Below are 13843 nucleotides of genomic sequence, written 5' to 3'. Positions count from 1 at the left end.
CGCCCCACCAGTGCGTACACAGCGTATTTTCCCATATACGCTCAGCCACCACCCTCTGGTTCCCCGATCTCGCTCACCAGCGGGCCCACGGCACTCGCCGAAGTCGGGGTCCGGCGGATCGGCCTCCAATGCACCGGTACCCCGGGAAAGGCCCGCCGGGAGTATGAACGCAGCCGACCATTCCGACGGATGCGCAACTGGAGAGTCGGTATCGAAGCCCGGATCAGTCACCTCAAGCGCAGCTTCGGCTTCCGCCGCACCCGCCTCCGCCGCCTGACCGGTGCCCAGACCTGGGCCGGACTCGGGATCTTCGCCTACAACCTCCACCGGATGACGGCCCTCGCCCGTTGAAACAAGGACGGCAGCCCAGCCTCCGGTAGCGGACCAACACACAACAGCAGCCGGTCACCAGGCCAAAGCCTTTTCAGGGGCAAGTAGCTAGGCGTCGAGGTAGTGGTAATCCCCATCCGGGAGGCCGATCACTAGGCCGCCGTTGTGGACCCTCCACTCGCTCATGCCGTCGACGTCGTGGCTGACCAGAAACAGCCCCCGGGGCCTCTCGTCGTACTCGTCATCCTGGTAGGAGGCCGGGAGCTGGGCGATCTGACGCAACCTCTCCTCGAACCAGTCGAGGGACACCGCGCGGATGTCGCCCCCGTAGAAGGCCCACCTGACGTTGTTGTACTGCCGAGCGGGGAAGGCCCAGCCCCCGCTGTAGGTGTGCTCCGGATCGTCTGCTTCCACGATCTCCTTGATCTGGGCCAGCTGTCCGTCGTCACACTGCAGCCAGCCCCTGACCGAGACCATGGTTCCCACGGCGGTTGCTCCTCATTCGTGTGGCGCGCTGCTCCGGCGCACGGTTCCTATGCGCTTGCACGCTAGGAGCGACCTGCTCGGTCGCGCAAAGGGATTGACAGGTGGATCAGCCGCCTCGGGCGAGAGCCCGCCATGACCATCGCAGCCACGACGAGCAGAACGCGGCCATCGCCGCCTACGTCCGCTGGCGCAATGCCCGCGCCGAACCGAAGAGAGCCTTCGCACCCGACTCACCGATTCGCTCCTGGACCGAATACCCGGCCAGAGCTGACTGAGTGTTCCTGCTGTTGTCGCCGACCCGCACGCACCACGCGCGGGCCACCGAGAAGGGCACGACGTGGCGCAATGACGGCGATAGCGCCGAGCGTCACGGCCAGCGGGATCTCCGCGATGACCGCAAAGGCCATTGCGGTGTACCAGTCACTCCCGGCAAGGGCGGTCATCACGTCGAACCAGGCATCGAGGGCGAACAGTGTGGCAGCTGCGGAAGCGACCGGAGCCAGATAGGCCGATCGGGTGCGCAGCAGGACGGCCGTCGCGAGCAGCCCGAGCACTTCCAGCACGTCGAGTCCGATCCAGGAACTGGACCAGTTGCGTACCTCGGCATGGCCGCGTGGGGCAGCTCCCATCTCGAAGATCCAGATGACAAGCACCGCGGCGAGCACCACGAAGGCACGACCCAGCTGACGCGAGGACTTCTCACTGAACATCCGAGGATGACCCTTCCCTCTCAAGGTGTCTCGCGCCGAGTGTGCGTCCCGCGGCTTCCGGTTGTCCTCATCCCACAAGACGACACCAGACCTGAAGAAATTCAGGGATCTCAATGCCAGCTACTCAGGGTTGGCGGGGGCCACCGCCATGACCAGGCACCGCAGCTTGATCAGATATCCCGTCCGACATCCCGAGCAGAGCCGCTAGAGATCTTTAACGGTGCGGGTTACGTCGGGTCGTGACGGCTTCCATGGGATGCGCTATGCCGGGAAGGTGAGGTATCCCGATGGCGGTGGGCTGACGGCCGAGGAGCGGGCTCGGCGTGAGCAAGTGCGGTTCGAAGCCGCTGATCTGATCGAGGCCGGGGCCAGTGACCGGGAGGTGGCCCGGCGGTTCAGGGTGACCCGGATGTCGGCGAACCGGTGGCGGCGTGCGTTGGCTTCGGGCGGTCGGCAGGCTTTGGCCTCCAAGGGTCCCGGCGGGGCGCGCGGGAGGGCGACTTGGAACAGGCGCTCGTCATGGGCGAGCGCGCCCTCGAAGGCGAGCGCCAGTCCGTCCCTTCGCTCATCATGACGAGCCGCGAGCTGGCAGCCGAGATGAGGAGTTCCCACCCGCCACGTGCTTCCGGGCCGACTCGGACCCAGCGTGCCCGACGGGTCGGCACGGTCCCTGCGACTCTCCCGGCTACGCTCGCGCGGGAGCGCCCCGCAGCGCGTGGCTGCGGGGGCGCCTAGCGGGGTTTAGTCGACCATCTGCCCGTCGTACATACCGCCCCTGCAGGTGTTGTTCGCCCAATTGACTGTTCCCCCGCCCTGCTCGCACTCACCCGGGGTGAGGCTGGCGGCGGTGGCGGTGGCGGCGCCTGTGAGGCCGAGTCCGGCGAGAGCTGCCGTGGCGATGACGGCGGCGAGGATTCGTCGAATGCGCATTTAGTTCCCCTTTCACGGATTGCCTCAATTGGGGCACTAGTCAGCTTGGCCTTCACCCATTTGGGTGGCACGCCATGTTGCGCCATTCGGGTGACATTGCTGTCGGGTGCGGGGTCGTCGGTGACGCGACCCGTCAGACAGGCCCTAGGAGGCCCTAGGAGATCTCTAACGGTGCAGGTTACGTCGGGTCGTGACGGCTCCCGTGGGATGCGCTATGCCGGGAAGGTGAGGTAATCCCGATGGCGGTAGGCTTGTGCGGGTTACCGCCCAGGGCACCAAATGCGTCTCCATGGCGGCGCTGATCTGCACCAAGCCCGGCCGGCAGCCCCGGCTGATCTACCGCATCCACCTCGACCGCAGCCCTTGATCGTCTTGGCGCGTCCCCCGTTCCATTTTGGGTTCAGCGCGTCGAACCCCCGCTCGTTGAAGGCGTGGATGACATCGCGGACGTAGTCCTCGCCGACCTGTATCAGCATCGTGATGTCTTTGACGGTCTGGCCCTGGGCGGACATCAGCACCACGATCGCCCGGCGGAGTTTCACCGGGTCCTTCGCACTCCGGCTGATCCGCTGCAGCTTCCGGCCCTCCTCCATACTGACCGGCCGGACGAACACACTGGGTCGACATCCCACGTCCACTTCCAAGAGCAGATGTTGGGGGGCAGTCTGCTGCCCCCCAACGACCAGGAGGTCGATTACCTGGACAAGGCCACGTGACATGCCACTAGCCTCCGGCACCGCGCCGAGCCATGGTTTTTCTCGCCACACGGTCCGCACCCACTGGCTGTTCCCGGCTGCCCTTCCCCGGGAATCGAACGGCGCCAGGGATAGGCGCTGTCCGAAGTCTCGCGGACGGAATCAGGCCCGCTCCCGCCATGCCTCCGTCGGCTTCCTGGAGCGGTACGCCCGCCCCGGAGTCGACGCGGTCGCGAGGCACGTCGCCGAACGCACCCCGCTGCCCGTACGCCGGGACGGAGCCGCCCACCGGTGCCCCGGCGTACGGGGGAGACATGGCCGTCGAGTGCGCCTTGTAGGTGGCCAGTAGACTCGATGGCCGTGGCGGACACCCAGTACGAAGACCTGTTGCGACTGGTGCTCACTTCCGGGACGGCCAAAGCCGACCGGACGGGCACCGGCACCCGAAGTGTCTTCGGGCACCAACTACGCTACGACCTCTCGCAGGGGTTCCCGCTGGTCACCACCAAAAAGGTGCATCTCAGGTCCATCGTGTACGAGCTGCTCTGGTTCCTGCGTGGCGACTCGAACGTCGGCTGGCTGCATGAGCACGGCGTCACCATCTGGGACGAATGGGCCGACGCGAACGGCGAACTCGGCCCGGTTTACGGCGCACAGTGGCGCTCTTGGCCCACCCCGGACGGCAGGCACATCGACCAGATCAGCGAGGTGCTCGACACTCTGCGCCGCGACCCGGACTCCCGTCGGATGATTGTCTCCGCCTGGAACGTCGCCGAGTTGCCCAAGATGGCACTCGCGCCGTGTCACGCCTTCTTCCAGTTCTACGTCGCCGACGGCAAGCTTTCCTGCCAGCTGTACCAGCGCAGCGCGGACCTGTTCCTCGGCGTCCCGTTCAACATCGCCAGCTATGCCCTGCTCACGCACATGGTGGCGCAGCAAGCCGGCCTCAGGCCGGGCGACTTCATCTGGACCGGCGGCGACTGCCACATCTACGACAATCATGTCGAGCAGGTGACCGAGCAGCTCTCGCGCACCCCGTTCGAGCTTCCAGGGCTGCGTCTGCGTCAAGCCGACTCGCTTTTCGACTACGCCTACGCCGATGTAGAGGTGCTCGACTACCAGTACCACCCGGCCATCAAAGCCCCGGTCGCGGTGTGAACGTCGGGCTGATCTGGGCGCAGACCCTGATGGCGTGATCGGCGCGGACAACGCGATTCCGTGGCGACTGCCTGAGGACATGGCCCATTTCAAGGCAACCACCCTGGGTCACCCAGGGCGTCGAGAACTCCATGATCTTGGAGGTCCGTGCCTGTCCGGCTTGTCGCGAGCCGTCGAACAGCGGAGCGTCACAGCCGGTGCTGCCCAAACGAGGCCGATCCCCGCCGACCGTCGGTCCTGTCGAGGACTACCCGAGCGGTAGTTCCACGCGTCGCCCGAGACCGATCTCCTCCGCCTCATCGTTCGTGACCATCGCGAACACTCCGCTCGGGACGCCCGGAACTCCGGCCACTCGAGACGCGACGGCGAGGAGATCCGCCTCGGCGGCCCCGGTGATGAAGAAGACGTACGCTCGCCGTACTCCTCTCCTTCGTCATCCACGTCCGCTACCTCCTGTTCAGCAAGGAAGTCCTCGACCTGGTCTATCCACGGGAAGGTATACGAACCCTCCGGAGTGCCCGGGGCCTCCAGAAGGGGCACATGGATCTCAACGATGATGTCCATGCAGGCATGGTGCCTGGCCAAGACCCGGCCACATGCTCCGCTCCCGGAACACCGCGAGGACAGTAAACCAACGCGAGCCGGACGCCACTCGACTACGCCGAAGCCCTGGCCCAGCCCCTGTCGCCAGTTGGGCTCCTCGGAGGGGCGATGATGAGGACCCGGCACGGGGACTGAGTGGCGTGTTTCAGGCCCCGGCGTTGCAACCCTTCTTAGAACTCGTAGCGGAATGACCCTTCTCTCCTTGGAATGTTGGTGTCTGATGGGGCTTTAGCCTGCATATGAGAAGGGGTGAGTAGCTGTCGTGGATCGTGTCCGATGAGCTGTGGGCGCGGATCGAGCCGTTTCTTCCGGTCGTGCCGCGCCGCGCGGATCACCCGGGGCGCAGGCGTCTGGACGACCGGAAGGTGCTGTCGGGCATCCTGCTGTACACCGGCATTCCGTGGGAGTTCCTGCCCCAGGAACTGGGCTTCGGCTCCGGCATGACCTGCTGGCGGCGCCTGCGCGACTGGAATGACGCGGGTGTCTGGCAGCGTCTCCACGAGTCGCTGCCGGCCGAGCTGAACGCCGCAGGTGCCCTGGACTGGTCGAGGGCGGTGATCGACGGCTCCGACGTACGGGCCATGAAGGGCGGCCCAAAACCGGACGGAGCCCGGTCGACCGTGCCCGAACTGGCTCCAAGCATCATCTGATCACCGAAGCGCACGGCATTCCGCTGGCGGTGTCACTGACCGGCGGCAACCGCAATGATGTCACGCAGCTCATGCCGCTGATCGAGGCTGTTCCGCCGGTGCGCGGCCGGCGTGGACGGCCTCGCCGACGCCCCGTCAGCCTCTACGCCGACCGGGGCTACGACCACGACAAGTACCGCCGGCAGGTCCGGGCGGTCGGGATCACCCCGGTCATCGCCCGCCGCGGCACCGGACACGGTTCAGGGCTGGGTATCCACCGGTGGGTGGTCGAGCAGAGCTTCGCGCTGCCGCACTGGTTCCGCCGGTTACGTATCCGCTGGGAGATACGCGATGACATCCATGAAGCCCTCCTCGTCCTCGGATGCGCGCTCATCTGCCGGCGGCGTCTGAAGTCGAGTCCGTAGGGATCAAAAGCATTGGCCCTGGCCAGAGTTGCCGCATACCTTGCTGCCCGTGACCCGCCGCTGCCCTGCACCCGTCGCATCTGCCCCTCCGACCGGGCTGTTCTCCCGTACGTATCTGGCCGCCACCGCCAGTTTCGCGGCGGTGATGTTCCTGACCGGGTTCGCCGCGCTGGCGGTGATGCCGTTGCTGCCGGTGGCTGCCAGGGACCTCGACGGGGTCGCTCTGTATCCGTTGGTGGCGGGGGCGTTCGTGGCCGCGAGCCTGCTCGGCGGGGTGCTGGGCGGGGCGTGGGCGGACCGTGCCGGAGCCCGGCGGCCGCTGGTGGCCGGGGTGGTCCTGACCGTCTTGACACTGCTCGTCTCCGCGACCAGTACCACCATCTGGCAGTTGGCCCTCGGGCGCTTCGCGGACGGCATCGCGGCGGGACTGGTCGCGGTGTCTGTCAACGCGGCCATCGGCCAGTCCTACCCGGATCACATACGCGCCCGCGCCCTGGCCCTGATGAGCGCCTGCTGGATCGTGCCGTCACTCGTCGGTCCGCCGCTCGCCGGGCTCGTAGCCGCGTGGTGGTCCTGGCGGGCGGTGTTCTTCGGCCTCGCGGGCCTCACTCTGCTTCCGGCGGTGGCCGCGGTGCTCCTGCTTCGAGGGCGGGCGGCGCAGGGCGGAGCATCGCGGGGGGCCCAAGGGACCGAGGGACCCGTGCGGCGGCCCGCCCTGCCCGCTGCGGTGGCGGTGAGCTCGGCAGCGGCGCTCACTCAGTACGGCGTCTCCGCCTGGGACGTACGGCACGCAGCGTGCACGGTGTCTGGCCTGGCACTGCTCGCGGTGTTCGCCCCGCGGCTGCTGCCGCCGCGCACCTGGCGGGCCGAGCGCGGGCTGCCCGCCACGGTGCTGCTGCGGGCGCTGACCTCGGGCGCGTACTTCACGCTCGAGGCGTTCGTACCGCTGATGCTGAGTACGGCGCGACGGGTGCCGGGCGTGGTGACGGGGCTTGCGTTCACCGGGGCCGCGCTCGCCAGGGCCGGGGCGTCCTGGGTGCGGGGACGCCTGCAGGACCGGGTAACGCGGCACTGGCTCGTCGCCGTCGGAGCCGGGGTGATGGCCGCCGCGGTTGCGCTGGCCGTACTGTGCACTCTGCCCGCGGTGCCCGCGGCCGCGGCGGTGTTCTCGATGGTGCTGGCCGCTGTCGGTATGGGGCTTGCGGCGCCATCGCTGACCCTGCTGTCCCTCGCACACGCCCCGGTCGGCGGGCAGGGTTATGCGAGCGGCGCGATGCAGACTTCACAGAATCTCGGCCAGACGGTGGTCCTGGCGCTAGCCTCGGCCCTGCTCAGCGCAGTGTCGACGGCGGCGACTGGTCAACTCGCTCCGTTCGTATGGGCGTTCGCGCTACTGGTGATGCCAGTCGCGGGTTCGGCCTGCCTGGCAGGCCGAACCCGGATGGCAAGCCCGGATCGGCATCACGACCCCGAACCGGCCGTCACCACTGCCCATCCTGAAGCCATGGACGAGGCATAGGCACTGCAGACCATTTCGTTAGGAGTTCTTGAAGCCGTGCTGAGTCCGGCGATGCAGGCGCCGACCACGGCAACGTCGACGATGAGGTCGCCGGACGGCGGTGGAGCGGGGTCGCCGGGCGGCGCGGACTCCAGCCAGGAGGACCCAGGGTTCCTGTCTCGGCTTTCATGGCGGCCGAACGCCCCTGGTGGCGTGCGACACGCCCGATATGCGGTTCTTCATTGCCCCGTACCCGGGTTCCCCGGCATCCGGAACGACCGCACATGAGGGGAAACGATGAGCACGGTGAAGGAGGCAGTGGACATCGAAGTCCCCGTCCGTACCACTTACGGGCGCCCGGCGAGGGCGTGTCCGGCCCGGGAATCCGGGTTCGGTCTTCTGGCAACTTGGGACGCGAAACCTCGCTCCCGGACGGGAGTTCCCCTGGGCCGCCATGCCGGGACAAGATCCTCAAGGCTGCGGTGAGCGTGTTCGCACAGATCTTTCCCTGTCCTTTCCTTAACAACGGTTCAGGGCCAGGGGACCACGGTGAATCAATGTCATCACATTGTCAGCGCTTGAAGGAGTCCTTGGTCCTCTCTTTCGCGCCCCGCATCATGCCCCGCGCTTCGAGAGCGGCGCCCTTTGCTGCGAGGACATCCTTGTGCGCCGCGTGGGCCGCCTTTCGCACGGTCTTTCCGACAACCTGTTCGGCCTTTGCCCTGGCTTTCTCTCCAGCACTCATCTCAGTACCTCCGCGCTCACTGGCCGAGTGCCCTTGAGACAGGGGCGAAACCCTGAGCAGGCGGTGTTTTAGGCGCCGCGCCCTACGGAGTGATCACTTCGACCCGAAGCAGTGAGACACTCACCGCCGGTGCGTCCTGTCGGTGCTTTGTGACAGAGGAACGCCTGATCCGTAGCTCCTGGCCAGTCGCAAGAACTTCGTCCGTGCGCGTCGTGCGGCTCAAGTCGCACAGCAACCAAGTACAGCAGCCACAGCAACTGCGCCCGCCCATCAACGTCCCTCAGAGTCCTCGACGTGAACGCTATGACCGCTACACGCGCCATCCATATACTCCGTTACTCCGTGCACTTGCCATCGAGGCGGGCCACGGACGAGGGGTGTGACACGTCTGCAATCGCCCTGTCGTCAGGAGGCGGCCCTGTACATCTCAAGTACTCAGCAATCGCCGTCGAAATTGGGCCCCGGCTCGGCGGCAATGGCGGTTCTTTCGAGCAGAATTCCATGCGTACGGAGTACGCGTGATCCAGAACGTCTCACATGGCCGCTCTTCTTCGCGACTGGGCCGCGAGCACTCGATCTCGGTGCTGCCGCGTTGCCGGGGATTCAGTCGGAGGGTGGCAGCAGTGTGCCCAGCGGCCCGAGGTCGAGGTTGAGGTCATCCATGGTCAGTCCGTACTGGGCGCACAGGTCGCTCATGCGGTCGTGGAGGAGCATGAGGGTCGCTCCCAGGCGTTCTTCCTGTTCGTCGGTGAGGTCTCCTTGGTCGACGCGGTGCAGGGCCTGTCGTTCCATGAGCTGGCGCAGCAGTTCCACGAGAGTGAGGACGAGCCTCATGAGGTCCCGTTCGACGGTGTCGCGGTCGGAGCTGATCCGCCGGGCCGGAGAACGCGAGCCCTTGCCGACCGGCGGGTTCAGGTCGCGCGGGGCGGCGGGCAGCAGCCGGAACGCGCGTGCGGCGGCCTCCGCGACCTCGTCGGCGCGGCGCGGCAGCCGGCTCTCTCCCTCAGTTGCCATGGTCGCCGCCTCGCAGCGGATTCGTCCTCGTCCATGGCGAGGGATTCTGCTCGCTGATGGAAACGATCAGGGCGCGCAGTGAGATACGTACTAGATCGATGTCCGCGATGGACAGCACAACGTCACCGGTGAGGACGACCCCACCGCTCAGAAGTCGGTCCAACAGATCGATGAGAGCAACCTGCCGCTGAGGCAGGCGCTCGGCCTCCGGCGGAGGGCCAGGCGTGATCACGGAGGTGCTCCCTCTGCGGCTGCGGCACCGCCGGATTCATCGAGTGGCATGGCGAAGGAGTACGGAGCCCAGGGGCCGGTGGCCTCGACCCGCACCGCGTCCAGCCCGTCAGCGGCATGCGCCACGTCGGCCAGGAAATCGTCGCAACGCTTCAGGGGCACAAGGTACGCGTCATTCACGACGTTCTCGCCGACGGCGCCGGCTGCGTCGGCGAGAAGACCCTGCTGTACGCGATGCCGGACACGGTCGGAGGCATGCCTGCGGCCTGCGGCCTCCACCCGCTCGGCGGCCTTCTGCGCCGCCTGGTACACGGTGTCGCGAACACTTTGTTGTTGCCGGCGGTTACGCAGGTAGGCGCGCCCGGGGGTGAGATCTGCCGCGGGAACAGTCGGCGCCGCGACAGCCGCAGACGATTCGACATAGATCTTGACCCCCCATTCGACATGTTCGGAGAGCTGGGCCAGGCGCTCCGCGAACATGGTTCGCCCGGCTTCCAGCACCTCCCGAGCTCGGTTGTCGTCGAGATAGACGGTCGCCAGGCGCAGCGGAAGGATGGTGGTGCGCACGCCCAAGACTTCGATGACGCCGTGGTGAGCGCGGGCCACCGCCTCCAGCCACTCCAGGTCCTCGAGATGCCGCTTGAGAGCGTCCTCCTGGAAGTCCTGTCCGGGCACATGGCTCACCACGAGCGCCAGCTGGGCGTCGCCGGCGTCGGTGACGAGGCTGACCGGGCTGTCGGCGACGCCCCGGAGCGGCGCGGTTGCCTCCCGCAGCCCCTCGGCGTTGCGTACCACTGCATACGCGTATGTCAGCAGGTCACTCATCGCGAGCACTTCCCCGGCGACGGCTGCGCGAGTCTCGGGGCGCTTCCTCCTTTGGGGGGAGGGCGTTGCCCTGGCGGATGGCATCGATCTCGGCCCGCAACCGGCGGTTCTCTTCGGCCAGTGACTGTTCACCCCTGCTCCGGGAGGACAGCGAGGGGTCGTGCTCCCACCAGTCGATGCCCATTTCCTTCGCTTTGTCGACGGAGGCGACCAGGAGGCGCAGTTTTATGGTCAACAGCTCGATGTCGAGAAGGTTGATCTGTATGTCGCCTGCGATGACGATGCCCTTGTCGAGTACCCGTTCAAGGATGTCGGCGAGATTCGCGGAGGAGCCCTGCCCATAGGGGGGTGCTGCTCGGGACGGATAGGAACCGAGCCTGTTGGCCAGGGGTTCGGTCACGGTTGCGGCCTCGTATTCCCTCGTGCCGGATCAGGAGTGTCAGCCCTGCCGATAGGCACGGATCTCCTCCAGCCGGTCGAGCAGTTCGTCCTCGCGCTGGTCGAACGTCTCCTCGTCGATGTCGCCTGCGACGAGGAGACGTTCGAGCTCGGCGAGTTCGCGGTGCACCGGCGCGGGGTCGTAGTACTGGTTCTCGGCTTCCTCCCGGACGCGCTCCACTACCCATACGACGCCGCGCACGGGTGCCAGGGGAAGGGCGACGAGCTGTGTGAGCAGGCCCATGAGAACTCCTTCAGACGAAGCTGTAGGGGGGCAGGGGGCCGTTGAGCCGGAAGTCGAAGTCGTCGCCCATCTGGTGGGCGACGCTCAACTCCGAGGTGACGAATGCCTCTTCCTGCTCCTCGGTCACCAGGAACGACACGTTGATAAAGTCCGAACCCGTCGGCTGGGATGTTTCAAGAGTCCGGGCGAAGGGGCGCAGTGCTTCGACCACACCCGCTGCCAGCGCCTCTTGCCGTGCCGTCACTTCTTGGGCGACCAGCTCACCGAGTCGTAGCGATGTGTCGGGGTCGGCTGTGCCGCTGCGGATCTCTTCATTGAGTTCTCGCGCCACGTCCGACTCCAGCAGGATCTGCCGCAGCAGCGCGTCTTCGTCCTGTGACGCCTTGAGGTGGTACTCGGTGCACCCCTCCAGTACTTGAAGCCTGTCCGTATAGTCCGCGGCATTCTGCTCCAGAGCCAGCAGGACGGCCTCGTCGTTCTCGGCGATGAGGCCGAATCGCATGGGGAGCACAGTGCCGTCAGCCATGAGGCGCTTCTGCACTTCCTGGTGGGCGATGATGTCGCGACGCTTGGGGCGTAGATCCTCTGGTGCGTCGCTGACCACAGCGCACAGCGGTCCCGCTGTCACTGCCCGCAGGCCCGCCGGTGACTCACCGACTCCGCTGAGACCGTCGAGGCGGAGCGGGTGCTGCTTGCCAGTGATGGAGTAGATGTATACGGCCATGGCTCATTCCTTCTCGCCGGGCGAGCCTTATTCGCGCTCACGTCGGGAGGTGCGCCGAGCCGGCCGCCGTCGCCTCTCCACGGGTTCCTTTTCCTTGCCCTCGTCTTCTTCCTCGGCCTCCTCCGTTTCGCCTTCGTCTTCGTCACGGTCGGTGATCCCCTTGAGGGAATCGGTGACCGCTTCCGCCGCGCCGGCGAGGGCCCCCTTGGATTTACCCTTGGCCCCGCTCTCCACTGTCTCTCCGACGATGTCGGTCAACTGGGCGGGTGCCTTCCTCCCGGTCTCGAGGTCGAGACGGTTGCACGCCTCGGCGAAACGCAGATAGGTGTCGACGCTGGCCACGACGATACGAGCGTCGATCTTGAGGATTTCGATCCCCACCAGTGACACGCGGACGAACACGTCGATGACAAGCCCGCGATCCAGAATGAGTTCCAAGACGTCGTAGAGGCTGGTGCCACCGCCACCACCGCGCGCGACAGCGCCTCCACTCTGCGGCACCACCGTCATGGCGCCTCCCTTCATGGCCGTTGCGGCCTCAGCCCAGCCGGTCGATCTGGCCGCGGCTGTAGCGACGCGTCCTTCGGTACTCCACCAGGTCGCCTTCCTCGTCGAGCGTCACTCGATAGGTAGCCATCACGCTCGTGGTTTCGGGGACGCGTTCCAGTTCGAGTACCTCGACGTCGGCCTCCCAACCGGCCTCGGTGGATTTCAGTGCCGAGACGGACTCGGGGGCCCGCCCGAGCAACTGCTGAAGTTGTTCGACTGCGGAACGAATGGCCCAGGCTGCGTTGCCCTTGCCGGAGCGTCGCCGGGGGCCACCTGTGGTTCCCCGGTCCGTGCTGCGGCCACTGCTGCTGGATCGCCGCCGGGGTTCTGCTGCGGCCATGGTCTCTCCGATGGTCGGAGCGCGCGCCATACTCCACGCACGAACACTATAATTCCATCATATAGGGGTACATATGGTCGGGCATGGATGGCTGTGAGCGAACCTGCCCGGTGGGGTCACGACCTGCCCCGGTGGGGCCGCACGGCGTGTCCGGGGTGCTCTCAGCGGGCCGAGAGACGCGTCGCGTGCGATCCGCTTCTGCCTCAATCACTGGTTGAGCAGGGGATGTTGGCCCGTATTCGAGTGTGTTCACCTCCCCTTTCCGAAGGGAACCGGCTCATGAACGACACGACCAAGATCGGCCTCGCCGCCGCGGTCGCAGCTGGCTATGTGCTCGGACGTACGAAGAAAGCCCGTTTCGCCTTCGGGCTGGCAACTTATCTCGCAGGTCGCCGATTTGGGCTCGATCCGCAGCAGCTGTTGACGACCGGCCTGCGGAAACTCGGTGACGTTCCTGGAGTCGCCGAGCTGAACGAGCAGGTGCGCGGCGAGCTGCTGGACGCCGGACGCAAAGCCCTGGCCGCTACCGCCGACCGGCGCCTCGCCGGCCTCGCCGACTCTCTCCATGAGCGCACGTTGCGCATCGGTGAGGAGAAGGGCGAGGAGGAAGAGGGTGAGGAAGAGCCTGAGGAGGGCGAAGAGCGCTACGAAGACGAGGAGGAGACGGAGGGCGAGGAGGAACCGGAGGAGGAAGAGGGCGAGGAAGAGCCTGAGGGGGAATTCGAAGAAGAAGAGGAGGAGGAAGAGGAGGCAGAAGAGCCGGAGGCAGAAGCGGAGGAGGAAGAAGAACCGGAGGCAGGACCGGAGGAGGAAGAAGAGGAAGAAGAACCGGAGGAGGAAGAGCCAGAGGAAGAGGCTGAGGAGGAGCCGCCACGGCGTCGTCGCCGCCCCGTAGCGGGAAGGAAGCACGCGGCCAAACCCTCTCCCCGTCGGGTGGCCGCCAAGGAAGCCGCTCCCGCCAGGAAGAGGACTCCTGCGAGGAGAACTCCCGAGAAGAAGGCCCCCGCGAAGAAGACCGCGGCGCAGAGGCCCCCGGCCAAGAAGTCGGCGGCGCAGAGGCCCGCGGCTAAGAAGGCTGCCGCCAAGAAGTCGGCGCCGGCGAAGAAGACCGCGAAGAAGTCTCCGCCCCCTGCCAAGAAGGCGGCGGCGAAGAGGGCACCGACGAAGAGGGCACCGACGAAGAGCGCGTCCGCGAAGAAGGCCCCATCCAAGAAGGCGGCCCCCGCGAAGAAGGCGACTGCCAAGAAGACTCCCGCGCGGCGGAGGTAG

General features: G+C 66.6%; 16 protein-coding genes and 6 pseudogenes. 8 read left to right on the top strand and 14 right to left on the bottom strand.

Translation table 11 applies throughout. The features are described from left to right. Window positions 1-90: 90 nt before the first annotated feature. Window positions 91-351 (top strand): annotated as a pseudogene (locus OG568_RS06635) (transposase); the annotation flags it as partial. Between the two features lie 87 nt (window positions 352-438). Here the strand turns inward: OG568_RS06635 and OG568_RS06630 are convergent. Both OG568_RS06630 and OG568_RS06625 read right to left on the bottom strand, forming a co-directional pair. Next, window positions 439-807 (bottom strand): hypothetical protein, encoded by a 369-nt coding sequence (locus OG568_RS06630; protein ID WP_329536279.1) that lies wholly within the window; start codon window positions 805-807, stop codon window positions 439-441. Window positions 808-1046: 239 nt separating this feature from the next. Beyond that, a complete protein-coding gene (locus OG568_RS06625; RefSeq protein WP_329530697.1) occupies window positions 1047-1526 on the bottom strand; it encodes a hypothetical protein in 480 nt (159 codons plus the stop codon). Between the two features lie 274 nt (window positions 1527-1800). Between OG568_RS06625 and OG568_RS06620 the strand changes: the two are divergent. Further along, window positions 1801-2016 (top strand): annotated as a pseudogene (locus tag OG568_RS06620) (helix-turn-helix domain-containing protein); the annotation flags it as partial. A 251-nt stretch (window positions 2017-2267) separates the two neighbouring features. Here OG568_RS06620 and OG568_RS06615 read toward each other — a convergent pair. Beyond that, a complete protein-coding gene (locus OG568_RS06615) occupies window positions 2268-2456 on the bottom strand; it encodes a hypothetical protein (protein WP_266588930.1) in 189 nt (62 codons plus the stop codon). A 250-nt stretch (window positions 2457-2706) separates the two neighbouring features. On the opposite strand from OG568_RS06615, the pseudogene OG568_RS61315 reads away from it, so the two are divergent. Further along, window positions 2707-2820: pseudogene (locus OG568_RS61315) on the top strand (IS630 family transposase); the annotation flags it as partial. Between the two features lie 64 nt (window positions 2821-2884). Here OG568_RS61315 and OG568_RS61310 read toward each other — a convergent pair. Further along, window positions 2885-2968 (bottom strand): annotated as a pseudogene (locus tag OG568_RS61310) (hypothetical protein); the annotation flags it as partial. A gap of 543 nt (window positions 2969-3511) precedes the next feature. On the opposite strand from OG568_RS61310, the gene OG568_RS06600 reads away from it, so the two are divergent. The 4 genes and pseudogenes from OG568_RS06600 to OG568_RS06585 all read left to right on the top strand — a co-directional run bounded on the left by OG568_RS06600 (window position 3512) and on the right by OG568_RS06585 (window position 7485). Next, complete coding sequence (locus OG568_RS06600) at window positions 3512-4309, top strand: thymidylate synthase (protein ID WP_443077566.1); 798 nt, start codon at window positions 3512-3514, stop codon at window positions 4307-4309. Further along, window positions 4306-4433: pseudogene (locus tag OG568_RS06595) on the top strand (dihydrofolate reductase); the annotation flags it as partial. The gene OG568_RS06600 and the pseudogene OG568_RS06595, both read left to right, overlap by 4 nt. Before the next feature lie 736 nt (window positions 4434-5169). Next, window positions 5170-5966, top strand: a protein-coding gene (locus OG568_RS06590; protein WP_443077850.1) for an IS5 family transposase whose coding sequence is annotated in 2 segments (ribosomal slippage) — window positions 5170-5481 and window positions 5484-5966 — 795 coding nt in all. Because the reading frame shifts where the segments join, the coding sequence is not laid out codon by codon here. Between the two features lie 145 nt (window positions 5967-6111). Further along, complete coding sequence (locus OG568_RS06585; RefSeq protein WP_329536276.1) at window positions 6112-7485, top strand: MFS transporter; 1374 nt, start codon at window positions 6112-6114, stop codon at window positions 7483-7485. Window positions 7486-7517: 32 nt separating this feature from the next. Here the strand turns inward: OG568_RS06585 and OG568_RS61305 are convergent. The 10 genes and pseudogenes from OG568_RS61305 to OG568_RS06540 form a co-directional block, all read right to left on the bottom strand. After that, window positions 7518-7750: pseudogene (locus OG568_RS61305) on the bottom strand (hypothetical protein); the annotation flags it as partial. Between the two features lie 285 nt (window positions 7751-8035). Then, window positions 8036-8209 (bottom strand): hypothetical protein, encoded by a 174-nt coding sequence (locus OG568_RS06580; RefSeq protein WP_266588934.1) that lies wholly within the window; start codon window positions 8207-8209, stop codon window positions 8036-8038. A gap of 603 nt (window positions 8210-8812) precedes the next feature. After that, window positions 8813-9223, bottom strand: a complete 411-nt coding sequence (locus tag OG568_RS06575) for a gas vesicle protein K (protein ID WP_329530694.1) — start codon at window positions 9221-9223, stop codon at window positions 8813-8815. Then, window positions 9213-9455, bottom strand: coding sequence for a gas vesicle protein (locus tag OG568_RS06570; RefSeq protein ID WP_266419897.1), 243 nt, complete (start codon window positions 9453-9455; stop codon window positions 9213-9215). The genes OG568_RS06575 and OG568_RS06570 overlap by 11 nt, the downstream gene beginning before the upstream one ends. Next, window positions 9452-10279 (bottom strand): GvpL/GvpF family gas vesicle protein, encoded by an 828-nt coding sequence (locus OG568_RS06565; RefSeq protein WP_329530693.1) that lies wholly within the window; start codon window positions 10277-10279, stop codon window positions 9452-9454. Before OG568_RS06565 ends, OG568_RS06570 begins: the two co-directional genes overlap by 4 nt. Next, complete coding sequence (locus OG568_RS06560; protein ID WP_329530692.1) at window positions 10272-10679, bottom strand: gas vesicle protein; 408 nt, start codon at window positions 10677-10679, stop codon at window positions 10272-10274. Before OG568_RS06560 ends, OG568_RS06565 begins: the two co-directional genes overlap by 8 nt. Before the next feature lie 39 nt (window positions 10680-10718). Continuing rightward, entirely contained in the window at window positions 10719-10961 is a 243-nt protein-coding gene (locus tag OG568_RS06555) for a gas vesicle protein GvpG (protein WP_329530691.1), read from the bottom strand. A gap of 10 nt (window positions 10962-10971) precedes the next feature. Beyond that, window positions 10972-11685 carry a GvpL/GvpF family gas vesicle protein gene (locus OG568_RS06550; protein WP_329530690.1) on the bottom strand — a complete coding sequence of 238 codons (714 nt, stop codon included), beginning with the start codon at window positions 11683-11685 and terminating at the stop codon, window positions 10972-10974. 27 nt (window positions 11686-11712) lie between these two features. Further along, the gene (gene gvpJ / locus OG568_RS06545) at window positions 11713-12195 is read right to left on the bottom strand and encodes a gas vesicle protein GvpJ (protein ID WP_329530689.1); all 483 of its coding nucleotides are present in this window, start codon (window positions 12193-12195) and stop codon (window positions 11713-11715) included. A 28-nt stretch (window positions 12196-12223) separates the two neighbouring features. Next, window positions 12224-12574 carry a gas vesicle protein GvpO gene (locus tag OG568_RS06540; RefSeq protein WP_266419918.1) on the bottom strand — a complete coding sequence of 117 codons (351 nt, stop codon included), beginning with the start codon at window positions 12572-12574 and terminating at the stop codon, window positions 12224-12226. A 279-nt stretch (window positions 12575-12853) separates the two neighbouring features. Here OG568_RS06540 and OG568_RS06535 point away from each other — a divergent pair, with 279 nt between their 5' ends. After that, window positions 12854-13843: a histone protein gene (locus OG568_RS06535; protein ID WP_329530688.1), complete on the top strand. Its 990-nt coding sequence runs from the start codon at window positions 12854-12856 to the stop codon at window positions 13841-13843.

The sequence above is a fragment of the Streptomyces sp. NBC_01450 genome (genome assembly GCF_036227505.1).
Lineage (GTDB): Bacteria > Actinomycetota > Actinomycetes > Streptomycetales > Streptomycetaceae > Streptomyces.
This window is presented reverse-complemented; position numbering and strand designations above follow the sequence as displayed.

What these genes read in the sequence shown, in the direction of transcription:
- OG568_RS06555 (WP_329530691.1), bottom strand. Translation starts at nt 10,961, where the DNA reads ATGGGCCTGCTCACACAGCTCGTCGCCCTTCCCCTGGCACCCGTGCGC.
- OG568_RS06575 (WP_329530694.1), bottom strand. Translation starts at nt 9,223, where the DNA reads ATGGCAACTGAGGGAGAGAGCCGGCTGCCGCGCCGCGCCGACGAGGTC.
- OG568_RS06580 (WP_266588934.1), bottom strand. Translation starts at nt 8,209, where the DNA reads ATGAGTGCTGGAGAGAAAGCCAGGGCAAAGGCCGAACAGGTTGTCGGA.
- OG568_RS06625 (WP_329530697.1), bottom strand. Translation starts at nt 1,526, where the DNA reads ATGTTCAGTGAGAAGTCCTCGCGTCAGCTGGGTCGTGCCTTCGTGGTG.
- gvpJ (WP_329530689.1), bottom strand. Translation starts at nt 12,195, where the DNA reads ATGACGGTGGTGCCGCAGAGTGGAGGCGCTGTCGCGCGCGGTGGTGGC.
- OG568_RS06630 (WP_329536279.1), bottom strand. Translation starts at nt 807, where the DNA reads ATGGTCTCGGTCAGGGGCTGGCTGCAGTGTGACGACGGACAGCTGGCC.
- OG568_RS06585 (WP_329536276.1), top strand. Translation starts at nt 6,112, where the DNA reads ATGTTCCTGACCGGGTTCGCCGCGCTGGCGGTGATGCCGTTGCTGCCG.
- OG568_RS06565 (WP_329530693.1), bottom strand. Translation starts at nt 10,279, where the DNA reads ATGAGTGACCTGCTGACATACGCGTATGCAGTGGTACGCAACGCCGAG.
- OG568_RS06550 (WP_329530690.1), bottom strand. Translation starts at nt 11,685, where the DNA reads ATGGCCGTATACATCTACTCCATCACTGGCAAGCAGCACCCGCTCCGC.
- OG568_RS06535 (WP_329530688.1), top strand. Translation starts at nt 12,854, where the DNA reads ATGAACGACACGACCAAGATCGGCCTCGCCGCCGCGGTCGCAGCTGGC.
- OG568_RS06615 (WP_266588930.1), bottom strand. Translation starts at nt 2,456, where the DNA reads ATGCGCATTCGACGAATCCTCGCCGCCGTCATCGCCACGGCAGCTCTC.
- OG568_RS06540 (WP_266419918.1), bottom strand. Translation starts at nt 12,574, where the DNA reads ATGGCCGCAGCAGAACCCCGGCGGCGATCCAGCAGCAGTGGCCGCAGC.